Genomic DNA, 15,807 nt, shown 5'->3' on the forward strand with positions numbered 1-15,807 from the left:
ATCGTGGCGCGGCTGAGGGCGCGCCGTTCGGGTCGGCGCACCCCCGCCGGCGGGCTTGGCGCTCTCGCGTCACAAGCCAAAGATCGGCGGTCCAGGTCCCCGCTCAATCCATGCGGAATCATACACATCGGTTCCTGAGTGATCTGCCGAGCATCAGCCAAACGGGGGAGGGCGATGGGGATAGTGCGTGATGGTTGGTCGTTCAGGTCTGGTATCTCTGGTGAGCCGGGGTCGGGAGGACCTGTCGGCGGAGGGGAAGCGGTGGGGGCGTACGACGAGGCGGAGGATCTTCCTTCACCGCCGCGGCACCATCGTGGCGTCACCGTGGTCCTACTCGTTCTGCTGACGTCGGTGCTGGCCGGCGTCGTCGCTGTCTTCATGTTTGCGGTCGGGTCGCTCGATGACTCGACGTCGGGAGCGGTGCCGCCGTCGGGGAGTGGCCAGGAGCTGGTGTACGAGCTCGTGCCCGTGTTGAACGATGATCCGGCGATCGCGAAGCTTCTTCCCGCGAACACCGAGTCAGACAGTGCAGGCTTGCGCGATGCGTGCGGGGCGCTCGCGGACCGCGATTCGGAGTTCACGATCATCGACGGCGCGACACCTGCCACGTTTCGGGTCGCCCTGGACGCGGCCGCAGACGCGCCGGAGCCGCAGACTTGCTGGATTGGGTTCCGCTGGGTCAAGGACGAAGGCTGGCGCGCTTCCGCGATCCGTCACTGACCACAGCTGAGCGTGGACCACCGTCGGCGTCACGGCTTGTAGGGGGACCAGTCCTGTGAGGGAAGTTCGCGCAGCTCCTCGTTCACCCAGACGCGCCAGCACGTGTCGGTGCGCTCCTGAAAAGCGCCGCTGATGGTCTCGTGCGACCAGCCGTCACGCGATTGGATCCAGCGGACGAGCCAGACCATTTGACCGGCCAACGGCTCAGTGTTGCGCGACATGTGCTCATCATCCTGGACGTCTGCCCGCGCAACGTGTGCTCGTCAGTAGTGGAGCTGTGTGCTCCATCCGTCTCGGCCGCGACCGGTCCACTGGGTGTAGTACAGGCCGCGCTTGTTCAAGAACGGCCCCACGTAATCCAGGCCCGCCGGCCGGTCAGAGCTGGCGCGAACGAAGAAGTTCTCGGGGCCGAAAAGCGGAAGCCCGGTCTCGGCCAACGTGGTGCCGGTCCCGTCGAGAATCGTGAGGCGCCACTGGTCCTCGACGTACTCGACTGTCGCCATCTCGGCGGAGCTGAAGTCGATCATGCGCGGAGCATAACCACCGCACGTTACGCCTGGTGTCGTTTCGCTCGGGTGCGGCTTCTTCCCCTGGGAAGCGGCCCGACCCGGCATCCCCCGACGCGGGGCCGGGCCGCTACTCCCGGCTCAGGGGCCGAGCCGCATCCGAGCCGGGAGCACTGGGGCCGGAGCGAACGGCACTCCGTACATGCCCGACCATAGGTGCCGACTGTGCCCACGGGAGGAGGGTTGACGGCCCTGAGCAGCAGCCGGCGAGTGGTGCTCTCGGCCGCGCTGTGTGACGCGGCCGAGAGCAGAGCGACACCGACGACCCCTCGTCGGTCTGCCGCGCGCGGCGTCGAGGTCCCCACTTCTCAACCGCACCGCCACTTTAGACACGAAGTGCCGAGACGGTGAGCGTGAGCGGAGCGAGTCGAGCAACTCCTGTCAGCGCCGCTCGGCATCCTGACGGCTGGCCGCGCTTCGCTTGCGCAGCTCGCTGACTACCGACTTTGAGGCTGCCAGAAGGGCGCGCTCGTCTTGCGCGTCGGCATCGACTGGGACGACGACGAACGCGCTGTTGGCGTTCACCGTCATCCGTACTTCCATGACCTGCCCATCCACGCGCAGCGCGGGAATAGCGATCGACTCGGAGTGTCCGCCGGCGGCGATCGAACCGACGAAGGCGAGGAGGGCCGTGCACACGTCGTCGGTGGACGTGAACGTCGCGGAAGCTCTCATCCGTCGTCATCACCTACGCGATGTAGCGCTCCGGTGAGCGTCCGGCAGGGGCCGCTGATCGGAACTCTTCCCGAGGGGAGCATTCTCTGAGGCCATCCATCCGATAAGCGGCGCGATGCCGGAGGCGGGTGGCCGTCAGGAGTGCCCCGGAGGGGTATCCCGGAGGGACGCGCAGCGCTCTTGACGGTCGGCCGGCGCAGGCAAGAGTGAAGCGTCGGATGGACGGCCGGACCGCAGCCTGCGCGCACGTCGCGGGAAGGCAGAAGCCCCCGCGAGCGTGACTGCTCGAGCGGGGGCTTGCTACTCGACGAGGGCGGTCGTCGTGCGCGATCGACCTACTCGTTCGGCCACGACGCCAGAGCGTCATGGGGGACGATTGTCGGCACTCCGTCGACGGTCTGGATCGTCGTGCCGGGCTCTCCGAGTCCGGCGGCGTGCGCGATCGCCGCGAGGACCAGTCGCGTGTGTTCGAGGTCGAGCCCGGCGACGTCCTCGCGGAGGTCGACAGGGACACCCTGACCGAGCGACGACGCGATCCGCGCGACGCGCTGTTCGCCTCCGCTGAGCGCTCCGATTTCGTAGCCGAGGCGGTCGAAGTCGATTGCGCTCGTGTGCCAGGCGTTGTCGGTCTTCACCCACGGTGCTCCGGCGTACACGAGGCCCGATCGGATCAGCAGTTCGACGGCGGCCGTGAGCGGGTTGGCCCCCTCCGCCCAGGCGCGGACCTGGCCGTGGAGCGCGGCGGAGTCGTTGTCGGTCATGCAGCGTTCTCGATGGACGCGGAGCTGTCGCTCTCGGTCGAATCGGCGGGAATTCCCTCCGCCGACGTTGTGCGTCGCGCGCGGGTGACGCGAGCGCGAGTCTGCTCGGGTCGCGGCACTCCTGCTGCGCGGAGTTCCTTCTCCGACCATCCGGCGGCGAGGGCGTCCGCCCACGCCTTGCTGTGTCGGTTCTGCGCGTCGCTGAGGGTGGCGCGTGCGGTGTCGGTGTCGTTGGCTGCGGAGACGATCGTGCGGACCGCCTCGACGCGCTTCTCGACGCTCTGTTCGAGCAGTCGGCGGGCGGCGTCGGCGGCGTCGTCAGGGTTCCTCGTGTGGTCGCTCATGCGGAAAGGCTAGCCGCCGCCGCCGCCGTCATGCGGAAGGCGCGGACTCAAGCGTCTCGGGTTCGGCTTCGCCAGCCGAGACGCTCGGGTGTCCTTCGGACCCGAGTTACACCCAAGTCGCGCTCGGTGCGAAGATGGTTTGTGGAGCAAGCTATAGGTTTACCCGTGGTAAACCGCTTGCGCCCCTTCCGCTGCGCGGCCGGGTCGGCGCATACTGGTCGTATGGTCCCCGCCTGGGGGCGGGTTCGCTGCGCTGGGCCGGAAGGACGGTGAGGGTCGTGTCGGAGTCGTCACGAGAGGGTCGGTTGTTCGGCCGGCGCCGCCGCGCGAACGTGCCGGGTGTCGCTGCGCGGTCGAAGCGGTACGAGGTGTCGGTCACGCCCGAGGAGGACGCGCACCTGCGCGCCCGTGCCGAGGTGCTGGAAGTGACGGTGCCGCGGCTGCTGTTCGAGTCCGCGATGAACGCCCAGGTGCGCACGGACACGGAGTGGCGGTTGGTGGTTGCTGAGCTGTTCCGGGCGTCGAAGCTGTTGCAGAAGACGTCGGACAACATGAACCAGCTCGCGCGGTTCGCGAACAGCACGGGCCAGTTCCCGGCCGAGGCTGTTGAGGCTGCGGAGGAGTACCGGCGGGTGCGACGCCTGATCGAGGCGACGGCAGACCGGCTCGGTGGACGGTGAGAACGAACATCACGCGCGGCACGCGCATGCGTGGACTGATGGGCTACCTCGTTGGTCCCGGCAAGACGAACGAGCACGAGGAGCAGCACCTGATCGCGGGGGATTCCGCGATCATGGCTGAGTACGGGCATGAGGTTCTGGATGGCGCTGCGGCTGCGGCGATCGCTGCGGATCTGGACCGACCGCGGGAGCTGTTCGGCGTCGAGGTGACGCGCAACAAGGTGCGCACCGACGAGAACGGCGAGGCGGTTCGGGACTCGGCCGGCGCGATCGTGAAGGATCGCGTGGCGGCTGATGTGTGGCATTGCTCGCTGTCGCTGGCGGCCGAGGAGGGCCAGCTCACAGACGAGCAGTGGGGCCGAATCTCGACCGACTTCGTGCAGCGGATGGGCTTCGCGGGCGAGGACATCGGCAAGGCCGATTGCCGCTGGGTCGCGGTGCGTCACGGGCTGTCGAAGAACGGCAACGACCACGTACACATCGCCGTGTCGCTGGTGCGCGAGGACGGCACGAAAGCGTCGGTGCACAAGGACTACGAGCGGTCGCAGACGATCAGCCGTGAGCTGGAGCGCGAGTACGGGTTGCAGGTCTACCAGGCGCCGGAGCGCGAGTTCCCGGAGCGCGGTGTGCGGCCGGGAGCGCGTGAGTCCGCTGCACGTCGCGGGCACGTCGAGCCGGACATGCAGCGCCTCGAGCGCGCCGTACGCGCGGCCTCGTCCGCGTCCCAGGATGAGAGCGAGTTCGTTCGTCGTCTGCGTCAGGGCGGGGTGCTGGTGCGCCCTCGATTCGCGACGGGTCGTGACGATGTGATCGCCGGCTATTCGGTGGCGCTGCGGCCGACGAACGGCGAGAAGGCGATCTGGCACGGCGGCGGCCGGCTCGCTCGCGACCTGACCTTGCCGGAGCTGCGGAAGGGCTGGCCGGACCAGCCGGAGTCCGCGTCGGATGCGGCATCCGAATGGCGCGCGACAGCCAAGAATCCCTGGCAGTACACGCCGGTCAACCCTGGCCGGGAGACGGCGGAGCCGGCCCCCGAGCTGTTCGAGGCGTACGCCGCGGACATGGACCGGCTGCACGACTACATCAGGTCCGTGGACCCCTCCGACAGGGCCACGTGGGCGCACGTTGCGCGCGAGACGGCCGGCGCCTACGCGGCGTGGTCCCGGCGCATGGAGCCCACCCCGGGACCGCTCGCGGACGCTGCGCGATCGCTCGCCCGCTCGGCGCACCTGCGGGCGCACGAGACGCGCCCGCGGCCCGCGATGATGCCCTCGACGGCGGCGTACTCCGCATTGATCATGGCCGCGGCGGGGAATAAGAAGAATGCAGCCGCGGAGCTGCTGCTGCTGAACCAGTTCGCGCGCTTGACGCACGCGGTCGCGTCGGCTCATAAGGCAGCCGGTGATGCGCGACGGATGCGCGAGCTGTCGCAGACGTTGCGGGGTCAGTTGTCCGCTGTTCGCGACGGCTACCAGGTCGTCGTGAAGGCCGAGAAGGTCGCGGAGAACGAGCGGGCCTGGCAGGCGCTCCCGGAGGAGCTCAAAGACGTTCGCCGGCTGTCCCAGACCAACTTCGGGTCGGGCAGTCCCGTACCCACGAAGCTCACCAAGGCTGACCGGGAGCGCGAGGAAGCGATGCTCGCGGACCGCGCCCGACAGTCTCGGCAGGGACCTGACCAGGACCGCGGCGACCGTGGCCGATAGACGATTCACCAAGGCAAGGGGAGGAAGTCATGAGTGACGACGACGAGGTAGGCCAGGAGGTCGGTCAGAACGTCCGGATCGCGTTGACCATCGCGATGCAGATGGGCGAGAAGTTCGCCCGGCTGCGCGAGGAGCTGGCTCGCGACGCGCAGGCACGCTCCGCCGCGCAGGCGCGCGAGCTGTCGGCCCGTTTCGACGCCGAGCGCGGCGCTGCACGCGCGACGTTGCAGGTCGTGGACCGGCCCGACTGGTGGGAGAAGGCGAGCATCCAAGACATCTCGAAGGTCGCGGAGACGGCGCAGGCGTGGAAGAACCACGACCCGATCGCGGAGCGCGCGTCGGCCGTCGTTCAGCGCGAAGTGTTCGAGCGCTACGGCGTCGACACCGCCGTGCTGCGCGACGCCGCCGGTCAGGCGAAGTCGGAGCTGGACCGGGCGAAGGAATGGGCCACCAACTCCGCGCCGGAGCACTACCACCGCCACGACGACGACCGCCTCACCATGGACATACGCGGCCGCGCAGAGCCGGACGTGAACGCGGAGCGCGCTCTGATCACCGACTACCGCGCGGCGCTTGCAGGCGACGCCGGCACCCTCGAACTCTCCGCGGCCGAGGAGTGGAAGCGCGACACCGACCCGGCCGGGTTCCAGGACTACCGCGTGCAGACGTCGATCGACTGGAACGACGGAGAGTTCCGCACCGCGGACCCCGCGGCCGTCGCTGCTGCACGAGCCGCGCTGGTCGAGGAGTGGAAGGACACGGTAGCTCCCGAGCGTGCTCGAGCGGGAGCGGAGGTTACGGAGGCACAACTACTGATCGCGGAAGCCGACCGCCTCGACCGCGCGAACGACGCCCGCAACCAGGAGGCCGCTCGAGAAACCCCCGGTGCATCCGACGTCGACAACGGCCGCGCGGAGATGGCTGCGCAGCTCGAAGCGCGCGCGAGCGACTACGACCGCGACGCGGCCGCCGGTGGCACCGCCAACGCGACTCCTGACGAGCTGCGCGAGCTGGCCTCCGACGCGCGCGCTCAGGCACAGCTCTTCCGCGACGACGCCCCCGCAGAGCGCCAGGAGGCCGCACAGGGCACCGGAGGCCCGTCCACGGAGTCGGCGCCGCCCGCGACGGATCCGCGCGCGTCAGCGTCGCGTGAGGCCGGAGAGATCGCTTACGACAGTGCCGAGCGTCGACAGTCGACCATTCAGGCGATGGAAGCCAAGGGAGTCCCCCCGCACGTCATCGAGGCGCGGATGAGCGCCGACAGCGCGCACGCCACCCCGCCCAGCGCCGCGGTGACGTCGAAGGCTCCGATGAGCACCGTCCCTCAGACGCGGCGCGGTCGTGGCCAGGGGCAGGGCGCCGATCGCGCGGACCTAAGCCGCTAGCCGGAGCGTCGAGAACGAAGAAGGGGAGCACCGGACGGTGCTCCCCTTCTTACGTCCTCAGAGCGCCTCTCAGGCGTTTTCTCTGGATGGGCGCTGCGTGTACAGCGGCGGTTGTAGATCGGACGGGAAAGTGCCTTCTGCCGGCGCCGTGTAAGGCAGCGGTTCACCGATCCGGTTCTCGTCCGTCGAGTCAGCGAATGGGCCGTCCGCAGAGAGCAGGACGCTCATGTGTGGGTCGCAGTGGTTGATCCACCACGCGCTCATCCCGGCTTTCGGGTCGGCGCGTGCGGCCTCCCACGCCCGCCACAGCGCCTCGATGCGCTGCTGCGCTTCCTTGGACTCCCACCAGGCTGCTTTCCACCGCAGACCGGCACCGGAGCCCTGCGCCATCACTCGGCGCCGGTAGGTGCCGATGAGCTGCTTGCGCACGAACTCATCCGCCGACCCGAAATGCGTCGTGGGCTGTTCGCTCTCCGGGGCGCTCGTCGCCTCGTCGGCCGCTGACGCGGGCGCGGCCTCGTCGTCCACGCCCCCGTAGAAGTCATCGCTCATGAGTCCGTCACCGGCGTGAAGCCGTGTCCCTGCTCCGGGGCCGGCGGCGGCGTCGGTGTCGGCGCTGCGCCCGGTCGGTGGTTCGCGATGGAGGCGTTGATCGCGGCCACGAGCGGCTTGGGGCCGTCGAACCACGGCACCGTGCGCAGGATCGCGGCACGCGAGCCCGAGGACATCAGGATCGCCCGCCCGATCTTGCGCCCCTTCTTGGGAGTGGGGAGGTTCGCGAGCTCCGCGACGTCGAGGATCAGTTCGCGCTTCAACGCGCTGGTGGTCGAGCGCACGCCCTTGTTCATGCTCGCGGAGGTCGTCTCGCGGTCGTAGGTGCCGATCAGCTCTGACACCATCCGCAGGAACCCCGTCTCCGAGATTCCGCCGGCGTAGATCTTCGCGTTCGCGGCCGACCACAGCTTGTCCATGCCCTCCTTCCCGAACACGCTCACGCCCTGCGACCAGGACTGGAATACCGACATGATCGGGATCCCCCGGGAGCCGTAGTGGCTGTAGAGGTCGGGCAGGTCGCGCCAGCGGCAGACGTTCGCCGCCTCATCGAGAACGCCGAGCATCGGGGTCTGCATCCGGCCGCCGGGCGACACCGCGGCCAGCTCCTCCGCGGCCTCGACCGTTGCGGCGGTGAGGGCGAGGACGAGGGGGCCGGCGCTGCCGGCACCCTCCTTGGACAGGCTGTAGAGCGTCCCGGTGGAGCGCACGAAGGCGCCCGGATCGAACTCCGGCCGGGTGTCGTTCTCGCCGGTGCGGTTCACCCACTGGCGAGTGCCGGAGTCCTTCAAGCAGGACGCCATGCGCCGGGCAGTGGAGTACACCGATCCGCGCTCCCGGTGCTCCAACCGCGTCGCGCCCTGCAAGCTCTTGGCCATCAGCGGGAAATCGCTCGAGGCCAGGATGTCTCCGGCCGTCTCGTCGCCCGGTTTCGTCGTCCACTCGTAGACGTCCGTGATCGGGCGGCCATCGAGAGCCGCGGCGAGCAGGAAGCCTGCCAGCAGCTCGCGACCGGACGGCTCGAAGTGCGCATCCGAGCGCGCTCCGACCTCGCTGGATCCGGACGCGAAGTGCTGCGCGAGCTTCGCTGCCTTGGTGTCGTCGGTGACGTAGGAGAGGGGGTTCCACCACCACGACGGCGGCTCGACCGCGACCCGCTGCGGGTCGAACACCCACACCTGCCCCCGTGCTGCGCGGAGGTCGCGGGTCGCGTCGAGCACGTCGCGCTTGTTCGAGGTCGTGACCACGGACCCGGGAGCGTTGACGATCGCGGGGATGACGAACGACGTCGACTTGCCTACGCGGGGGCCGGCGAGCAGCAGCACCATGTCCTCGAACGAGGCGTAGATAGGTCGACCGTCGCTGAGGAGGTCACCCAGAGGGACGCCGAACGAGTCGGTCACGCCCAGTCGGGCCGACTTCTCCTTCGCCTCCTTGCCGCGCATGTGGCTCATCTCCGCGGAGGTCGCGGTGTGGCGGGCGGTCCAGTCGATCGCGGTCCGGTTCTTCTTCCCGCCGTTCTTCGCGATCAGGAACAGGGTGCCGAAGAACACGACCACGGCGCCGATCCCGGCGACGATGAGCGTCGCGGTGCCCGGCCAGACGAATCGGCCGCGGAACACGTCGACCACGACGGAGAAGAAGTTCGACGGGTCGGTGTCCATGTCGGGATTCACGCCGTCGACCTGGGACCCGACGCGGACCGCGATGTAGATGGCCAGGGCGATGATCAGGACACCGCCGGCCGCGAACGCGACCCCGAAGCCGTTACTGGCCTTCCCGGGCTCTTTCCGGCGGTTGTTCGTGAGGCTCATGGTGCAACTCCTTCGGTCGGTGCTGGGCTGGTGAGAGTGGTCTGGGCGGGGATCGCGTGCTGCACCTGCGCGGTGAACGCGAGGGTGGCGGCCGCGGCCACGAGGACCGCGACAGCCAGGAGCCCGGCGACCGCGCCGACCTGGCCGAGCGGACCCCGCAGCAGCGCACCCCCGGCGCGGGCGGCGATCACGACATCGCCCGCTCGAGCAACGGAACAGATGCCGGCAGGAACCTGCGCGGCTCGCATCGCTCATAGATCGGCCCGTCGTAGGGGGCCGTCGTGTCGTCGCTGGTCGCCTGCCGGCTGGTGCCCCAGGTGAGGACGGCCTGGCCGTTGTCGACGTACTCGACCGGCAGGTCCGTCATGTGGTCGGTGTGCGGGAGCGTCGTCGTCATCGAGCAGCCCCAGAGATAGCCGTCGTAGACGACCGTCGACATGCAGCTCATGCGATCACCCGGTCCCACTGGTCCCAGGCGACGAAGCCCGCCATGAGGGCGACCCCGGTCCAGCAGCCCGTGAGTAGAAACCGATCGCGCTCCGCCGCCCCCCGACGGCGGGCGGCGATCACGCTGACGATCGCGGCGCCGGCCGCGCCAGCCGCGACGCCGGTCGCGCCGAGGGCGACGAGGACGCTCACGGCAGAATCTCCACCATGACCGGATCGGTCGCCAGGGGCTCGTTCGCGCGTCCGGCGCGGCTCGTGGTGTGCCAGAGCTTGTTGGTGTCGTTGACGTCCTTCTCCGCCCCGGTCAGGTGGACGCGGACGGGGATGCCGGGACGGCCGCCCACCTTGATCAGGAACAGGCCACGGCCGGGCGGGTCCGCTTCCTTCCCGGAGACGCCATCCCAGGCGGGCGGGTCCTGCCAGCTCGTGAGCATCTCCTGCTCCTTCGAGGACAGCGGCACCGCCGACGTGAGCAGGGGCATCTCAGCACCGGGCAGGCCGCCGCAGATGACCATGCCGGAGCGCTCCACGAATCCGCGGGCCTTCATCCGGTCCTCTTCGCTGGAGAGCGCGAGGAGGTCGGACATGGTGTGGCTGATCATCGCGAGGCCGACACCGCGGGCACGGTTGAGGCGGGTGAGGGCGTCGACGCGATCGACCATGCCCTTTCCCGCGCGCAGTGCCCGCCATAGCTCGTCCAGGATCACGAAGTAGTGCCGGCGGGGCTCGATCCCCGCGTCGGCCAGCGCGGCGGCGACGTTGACCGTCCCGAATCCCGCGGACCAGCACGCGAGGAGGATCGCCGCTTGAAGGTCGCCTTCGGAGTCATCGATGGAGGACACGTCGTAGACGACGGGGCGGTCCCGACGCATGGGGGTGGTCGTCTGGCGGGAGAAGATCTCCCCCAGCCGGCCACCGGAGGTGAGGCCGATGAGCGACGCTTCGAGGTTCTCGGTGATTTCCTTGTACCGCTTGAGGTCGTTGCGGTCGAGCGCGACCTGTCGAATCTCGTCCGGCGCGGCCTGGATCACGGCGAGCAGGTCCGCGAGGACGGGGATGCCCTCGTGGTGCTCGTCCAGGTACTTGAGCGCCCGGTCGATGATCGTCTCCTCCCGGTCCGTGGGCGGCTGAGAGCGGAGGATCGTCAGGAGCGCTGCGATCATCGTGTGCCGGCGGCCGTGAGCGTCCGCGAGCACCTGAGCAGCGAGGCGCTGCGCCTTCACCGCACGCAGGTGCAGCTCCTTGGAGTCGCCGCCGCGGGCGTCGAGCTCCGCGGCTTGCTCGAGCGCCTGGTCGGCGTCGTCGCGGAGGCGCTTCGCTGCGCTGGTCGCCTCGCCGGGGTCGAGGATGTTGAGGTAGCCGCGGTCGCGGCCGAGGGTGATGACCTGTCCCTCCATCGCGCGGATGAGGTCCACGTAGTCGGGCTTCAGATCCCCGAGGACCAGCGGAATGGTGCCGTACCCGGCGAGCCCGGTCGCCATGCGGCGGGTCAGCGAGGACTTTCCCAGACCCGGCTTGCCGAGGACGAACATCGACGGGTTGGAGATGAGCTGCGCCCGCTGGAACCAGCTGATCGGGTCGCACAACACGGAGGCCCCGGTGGTGAGGTTCTTCCCCAGCGGCACGCCGATCATGGGCGTGCCCGTTCCGACCGAGAACGGGTACAGCCCGCACACCTGAACGGTCGTTGCGCGGAACTCATCGGCGGGCTGAATCGAGACGGCCTGTCCGCCGCCGCGGCCGAGCCATCCCGTCGACGTCGGCCGCATCGGGCGCTTCGGCGCCGACTCCTTCTCAATGTTCTGTCTGCCGCCCTGGTGCGGGATCGCCCGCTTCTTCCGCGACCGCTTCGAGGGCTTCTCGCGGGCGAGAGGAGAGCTGGCGGCGCGAGCTGCGGCGGCCTCCTCCTCAGCCTTCCGCACGCGGCGTGAACGGGCGCGAGCGTCCGTCGACGTCGCCGCGGCCTGCGCCGTCGTCGGGGCTCCGACCGCGCCCGTGGGCGTGGCGGAGTCGAGCGCGTCGACGTCGCCGGCCTCTTCGCTCTGGTCGACGTCGACGGCACCGGTCGGCAGCTCGTCCCCGTCGACGTCGGCGGGGACGTCGACGGGCTCGGTGTCGCGGTGGCGGGAGAAGAACTTGGTGGTGCTGCTCACTGGGGGCCTCCAAGAAGGGTCGGAACGGCGACAAAGACGGGTGAGGGCTGAGGGTTAACCCGGGACGGCACCGGACGTGTGTCCAGTGCCGTCCTGGTGGTGGCGGGGTGCGTCACAGGATTTCCCGCATCTCGTTGGGAATGCGCAGGTGCCGAGGCAGGACCAGCCCCAGCGGGAGCGCGGCGGCGAAGGCGGAGTCCTGCGAGCCGAACGCCGGCCGCATCCGCAGGCGGGCGGCCGAGGTGAGGGAGTCGATCGCGGCGCGCGCTTCGGGCTCCTGACCACGCTGCAGCGTGGTCGCGGTGACGATCAGGCCGAAGTTCATCAGCCCGGCGCCGGAGGCTTCCTCCGCGGCCGTGGCCTGCGCCGAGCGGGTCGAGAGCGTCGAGCGGGCCGTGGGCTTGGTGGACGCGGAGGAGTTGAACTGGGCGGCGTTCAGGTCCGCCTCCACGAGCGCTGCGGCGCGGGCGGGATCGATGGGCCGGTAGAGCAGGGTGACGCGCTTACGGGCGATGTCACGGTGCGGCGCGAGCAGGCGAGCGAGGATGTTCGACTGGACGACGCCGCGCGGGGGCGCGGTCATGGTCCACGACGTCGACACCGCTCCGTCGTGACGGTAGGAGTCCCAGTGCGCTTCGGCACCCGCAGGGCCGACGTCGGTCCAGGACAGGTCCGCCGTCTCGCCCTCTGCGCGCGCCTGATCGATCAGGAGCGCCGCGGCGGGGTCGTACGCGGTGCGGATGACTTCGCACAACTCCTGCGCGCTCAGGGGCCGCGCCGCGCCCGCCCCCGTCGCCGCGAGAGAAGACGTCAGGCCGGGGATGCGGGCGGAGAGGTCCGCGGCGACCTCCTTGGCATTGCGGCGCTTCCCGTTGATCCGCGCGGTCGCCGTGAACGTGAGCGCGATGTAGGCGTGGATCGTGGCCGACCCGACCGGGTAGGTCTCAACGACCTCCTGGAGCATCGCTCGCGCGAACAGCGGCGCGTCCGGGTCCATCGACCCCTCGACCTCACCGCGCAAGCGCGTGCCCGTGTCGGGCGCCGTCTCGACGGTGACCGACGCGGCTTCGATGCCGGGCTCGTCTCCGAGGTTGGCGAGCCAGATGCCGTATTCCGCGACCTGGTTGTTGATCTGCTCCTGATCCACCAGCGCGGCGCCGTCCGGCTCCGTCGCCAGCACGACGGTGAAGTGCTTCGTCATCGGGGTGCTGATCAGAGCGAACCGGCGACCGTGGGAGTCCTCGTGCTCGGTGAGCTGCGAGGGCGCGGCCAGGCCTGGGAGCTGGAAGGTGCCCCACTTCGCGCGGCCGATCGGGCCGGAGCGGTAGATGTTTGCTCCCTTGCTCTTGGTACGCCACCAGTTCACGCGGACCACCATCCTTCCGAGGGCGCTCTGCCCGTGCTTGTCCTTGACCGAGACGGTCAGGAGGATGCCGCCGAAGATGGCGGCGACGATGAGTGCGGGACCTAGGCCGGAGAACATGGACGCGATGATCGAGGCGACGATGCCCACGAACATCACGAGGGTGGCGAGCTGTCCCAGCCCGCCGAGGCCGGCGGTCTGAGGCTTTCGCCAGTTGCCGTAGGTGCGGGCCTTGATCGGATCGGTTGCTGTGCTGGTCATGGGTTAGCTCCCGCTCTCGTTGCTGCCGGTCGCCTCGTCGGTGCCGGCCTTCACGGCCTGCGCGGCGTGCTTCGCGCCCTCCGCGGCCTTCGTTGCGACGGCGATACCGGCGCCGATCGATCCGGCCGCGGCCGCGGCGCCGCTCGCGGCTGCCCCGGCCCCGGCGCCGCTCGACGCAGCGGCTCCCGCGCCGCTGGTCGCCGCGCTTCCGGCACCAGCACCTGCGCCGCTGCCGGCCGTCGACGCCGACCCAGACGGGTCAGCGGCCGGCGACGACGTCGGCGAGCCCGGCGTCGACGTGCTGCCGGACGGTCCGTCCGTGGACGAACTGTTGCCGCCTCCACCGCCGCCGTTCCCGCCGCCGCCGCCTCCGTTGCTGCTCGCGCGGATCGCACCCGTCGCGACGTCACCAGCGGCCGAGACTGCCGCAGCGCCCAGGAGCAGACCTGCCGCGCCTCCGCCGCCGACCGAGGAGACGGCCGGGACGAGGAAGCGCATCAGCGCAGGCAGAGCCACGAGAGCGATGAGCATCAGGGCCAGGCCGGTGACGATCTGGAAGAGCCCGGTGCCGTCCGACTTGAACAGGTCGGTGCCGGTCATCCGGAAGGCGATCGCGTAGACGATCGCCGCGGCGGGCTTGTAGAGGATGAAGGCGATAGTCCAGGCCATCGCCTTCTTGAACCACTGCCGACCCATCTCGGTGTTCGTGAACGACGCGGCGAGCGGGAAGATGCCGGCGAGGACGACGAGCATCGCGCCGCGGAACACCATCAGCGCGATCTGCACGTAGGTCATGAACACGGCGAGCATGCCCAGCAGGAAGAGACCGATCAGGCCGATGCCGGAGGTCGCAGTGAGGCTGATCATCGCGAAGACGTTGGTGCCGAAGCAGTTGCTCTCGCCCTGCTGGGACACGTCGCAGTCGGTCGAGTTGTTGAGGATCCAGATCGAGAACGCATCGCCCGCCTGGGTCGCCAGGCGGATGACGACCAGCCCTGCGCCGGCCACGGCGATCAGAGTCAGCACGGAGCCGGCGAGCTCGCGCAGCGGCATCGCGCGTTGCGTCCACACCATCCGGGCGGCGGCGACGAGGATCGCGAGGATCGCGAGTCCGCCGGTGTACCACTGCAACTGCCCCTGCACCCAGCCGACGACGCTCGAGGACTCGTTCAGGTGCATCGCCAGCGGCAGGAACCCGGTCACGAGCGCCGACGCGGAGGAGAGGAGCAGTACGGCCAAGAGGATGACGCCGATGCGGCCCATGTGAGCTTCACCGTCGCCGTGCCGGCGACGGCTCGCCATCATCACGCCAGCAACGATCAGGGACATGACTGCCAGGCCCGCAGAGACCCACGTCACGTAGCCGAGAATCGTCTCGAACGCCTCCGGCAGCGGCGGAGTGCCGCCACCGTTGACGCCGCCGCCCTGGTCCACGACCGTGACCGGGGAGGGGACGTTCATCCAGACGGTACCGAGAGAGGCGATGGCCTTGCCGTAGCCCTCCAAGATGTTGTTGACGAACTGCTGCAAGGCATCGTTCGACGCCTTCGAGACGACGTTGCCGACAGCGACGCCGGTCCAGCAGGGAACGTCGATGGGGAGGCATGCCTCTCCACCGCCGGTTGTGGCGGTTGCGATCACTGGACACCCGCCCAGACGATGTAGCCGCCGAGGTTCTGCAGCGTGGTGGGGCGGAAGGGCGGCTGTCCTTCGTCGGTGACGACGAGCTTCCAGTCGCCGTCGATCCACTTCACCGCGGACGGGAAGCTGATCAGCGAGCCCGTGTTCAGCTCGAATGCGGTGTCGATCGTTGCGTTCTCTCCGTCGTAGGACAGCACCTTGAATCCCGCGATCTGCACGCTGGTGCCGGTGTTGCTCTGCTGCGTGTCGGCGGCGATAGCGGCATCGCGGCCGGGTCCCGGTGCCGTGAGCTGCTCCACTGCGAGCGGCGCGAGTCGAGCATCCGAGCCCATCGCCCACAGGTTCGAGACAGCGAAGAGAGCGCCTTCGACGGTGTGCGCGTAGCAGGTGCGTACCCCGTCACTGTCGGTCTCCCCGGGGCCGGCCTCAGCGGAGCTGGGAGCGGCCATGGTGCCGACGATGGTCCACTCCGTCGTCGGCGGTGCGGTGAGGGTGCCGCTCTCCTCGTAGCCGGAGAGTCCGCACACGCTTTCGGCGTCGGCCGAGACGGTGGAGGTCGGGGTGGGGGTCCCGGGGGCGGCGGTCGTGGTGCCGCCTCCCCCGGTCCCGAGGGACGCCACGCCGAGCACGATGGCCGAGAGGGCGAGTGCGCCGACGATGACGGCTCCGACGATGAAGCCCTTCTTGGTGAACGGGTTACGCGGTTCGGAGTCGTTCATGACGTCCCTTGCCTTTCTGTTGG

At 69.6% G+C, this 15,807-nt stretch carries 18 protein-coding genes; 4 read left to right on the forward strand and 14 right to left on the reverse strand.

Translation table 11 applies throughout. From position 1 onward, the window contains the following. Positions 1-261: 261 nt before the first annotated feature. Entirely contained in the window at positions 262-720 is a 459-nt protein-coding gene (locus tag C5C49_RS13285) for a hypothetical protein (RefSeq protein ID WP_104227094.1), read from the forward strand. Positions 721-749: 29 nt separating this feature from the next. Here the strand turns inward: C5C49_RS13285 and C5C49_RS13290 are convergent, their stop codons facing one another. From C5C49_RS13290 to C5C49_RS13310, 5 genes are all read right to left on the reverse strand, one after another. Continuing rightward, positions 750-941: a hypothetical protein gene (locus C5C49_RS13290; protein WP_104227095.1), complete on the reverse strand. Its 192-nt coding sequence runs from the start codon at positions 939-941 to the stop codon at positions 750-752. Positions 942-983: 42 nt separating this feature from the next. Next, positions 984-1,247 (reverse strand): hypothetical protein, encoded by a 264-nt coding sequence (locus tag C5C49_RS13295; protein WP_104227096.1) that lies wholly within the window; start codon positions 1,245-1,247, stop codon positions 984-986. Between the two features lie 420 nt (positions 1,248-1,667). Next, positions 1,668-1,961, reverse strand: a complete 294-nt coding sequence (locus C5C49_RS13300; RefSeq protein ID WP_104227097.1) for a hypothetical protein — start codon at positions 1,959-1,961, stop codon at positions 1,668-1,670. 335 nt (positions 1,962-2,296) lie between these two features. Continuing rightward, on the reverse strand, positions 2,297-2,722 hold the full coding sequence (locus C5C49_RS13305) for a hypothetical protein (protein WP_104263457.1): 426 nt from the start codon (positions 2,720-2,722) through the stop codon (positions 2,297-2,299). Then, positions 2,719-3,066, reverse strand: a complete 348-nt coding sequence (locus C5C49_RS13310; protein ID WP_104263456.1) for a hypothetical protein — start codon at positions 3,064-3,066, stop codon at positions 2,719-2,721. Before C5C49_RS13310 ends, C5C49_RS13305 begins: the two co-directional genes overlap by 4 nt. 368 nt (positions 3,067-3,434) lie before the next feature. On the opposite strand from C5C49_RS13310, the gene C5C49_RS13315 reads away from it, so the two are divergent. From C5C49_RS13315 to C5C49_RS13325, 3 genes are read left to right on the forward strand one after another with little or no spacing between them, the layout of a single operon-like run. After that, a complete protein-coding gene (locus tag C5C49_RS13315) occupies positions 3,435-3,746 on the forward strand; it encodes a plasmid mobilization relaxosome protein MobC (RefSeq protein ID WP_236553717.1) in 312 nt (103 codons plus the stop codon). Next, positions 3,743-5,449, forward strand: coding sequence for a relaxase/mobilization nuclease domain-containing protein (locus C5C49_RS13320; protein WP_104263455.1), 1,707 nt, complete (start codon positions 3,743-3,745; stop codon positions 5,447-5,449). The genes C5C49_RS13315 and C5C49_RS13320 overlap by 4 nt, the downstream gene beginning before the upstream one ends. A gap of 29 nt (positions 5,450-5,478) precedes the next feature. Next, positions 5,479-6,834: a hypothetical protein gene (locus C5C49_RS13325; protein ID WP_104263454.1), complete on the forward strand. Its 1,356-nt coding sequence runs from the start codon at positions 5,479-5,481 to the stop codon at positions 6,832-6,834. Positions 6,835-6,903: 69 nt separating this feature from the next. On the opposite strand, the gene C5C49_RS13330 is transcribed toward C5C49_RS13325, so the two are convergent. The 9 genes from C5C49_RS13330 to C5C49_RS13375 all read right to left on the reverse strand — a co-directional run bounded on the left by C5C49_RS13330 (position 6,904) and on the right by C5C49_RS13375 (position 15,784). Continuing rightward, positions 6,904-7,386 carry a DUF4913 domain-containing protein gene (locus C5C49_RS13330; protein ID WP_104346343.1) on the reverse strand — a complete coding sequence of 161 codons (483 nt, stop codon included), beginning with the start codon at positions 7,384-7,386 and terminating at the stop codon, positions 6,904-6,906. Further along, on the reverse strand, positions 7,383-9,200 hold the full coding sequence (locus tag C5C49_RS13335) for a type IV secretory system conjugative DNA transfer family protein (protein WP_104288629.1): 1,818 nt from the start codon (positions 9,198-9,200) through the stop codon (positions 7,383-7,385). Before C5C49_RS13335 ends, C5C49_RS13330 begins: the two co-directional genes overlap by 4 nt. After that, positions 9,197-9,391, reverse strand: coding sequence for a hypothetical protein (locus C5C49_RS13340; RefSeq protein WP_104288628.1), 195 nt, complete (start codon positions 9,389-9,391; stop codon positions 9,197-9,199). The genes C5C49_RS13335 and C5C49_RS13340 overlap by 4 nt, the downstream gene beginning before the upstream one ends. Beyond that, the gene (locus C5C49_RS13345) at positions 9,388-9,639 is read right to left on the reverse strand and encodes a hypothetical protein (protein WP_104288627.1); all 252 of its coding nucleotides are present in this window, start codon (positions 9,637-9,639) and stop codon (positions 9,388-9,390) included. The genes C5C49_RS13340 and C5C49_RS13345 overlap by 4 nt, the downstream gene beginning before the upstream one ends. Positions 9,640-9,644: 5 nt before the next feature. Next, on the reverse strand, positions 9,645-9,839 hold the full coding sequence (locus C5C49_RS13350) for a hypothetical protein (protein ID WP_104288626.1): 195 nt from the start codon (positions 9,837-9,839) through the stop codon (positions 9,645-9,647). Further along, a complete protein-coding gene (locus C5C49_RS13355; protein ID WP_258063340.1) occupies positions 9,836-11,416 on the reverse strand; it encodes an ATP/GTP-binding protein in 1,581 nt (526 codons plus the stop codon). Before C5C49_RS13355 ends, C5C49_RS13350 begins: the two co-directional genes overlap by 4 nt. Positions 11,417-11,912: 496 nt before the next feature. Next, entirely contained in the window at positions 11,913-13,424 is a 1,512-nt protein-coding gene (locus tag C5C49_RS13365) for an SCO6880 family protein (RefSeq protein WP_181072914.1), read from the reverse strand. Between the two features lie 3 nt (positions 13,425-13,427). Next, a complete protein-coding gene (locus C5C49_RS13370) occupies positions 13,428-14,954 on the reverse strand; it encodes a hypothetical protein (protein WP_104227107.1) in 1,527 nt (508 codons plus the stop codon). 107 nt (positions 14,955-15,061) lie between these two features. Continuing rightward, positions 15,062-15,784, reverse strand: a complete 723-nt coding sequence (locus C5C49_RS13375; protein WP_104288625.1) for a hypothetical protein — start codon at positions 15,782-15,784, stop codon at positions 15,062-15,064. Positions 15,785-15,807 lie beyond the last annotated feature (23 nt).

This window comes from Rathayibacter sp. AY1E2 (assembly GCF_002932325.1).
GTDB lineage: Bacteria > Actinomycetota > Actinomycetes > Actinomycetales > Microbacteriaceae > Rathayibacter.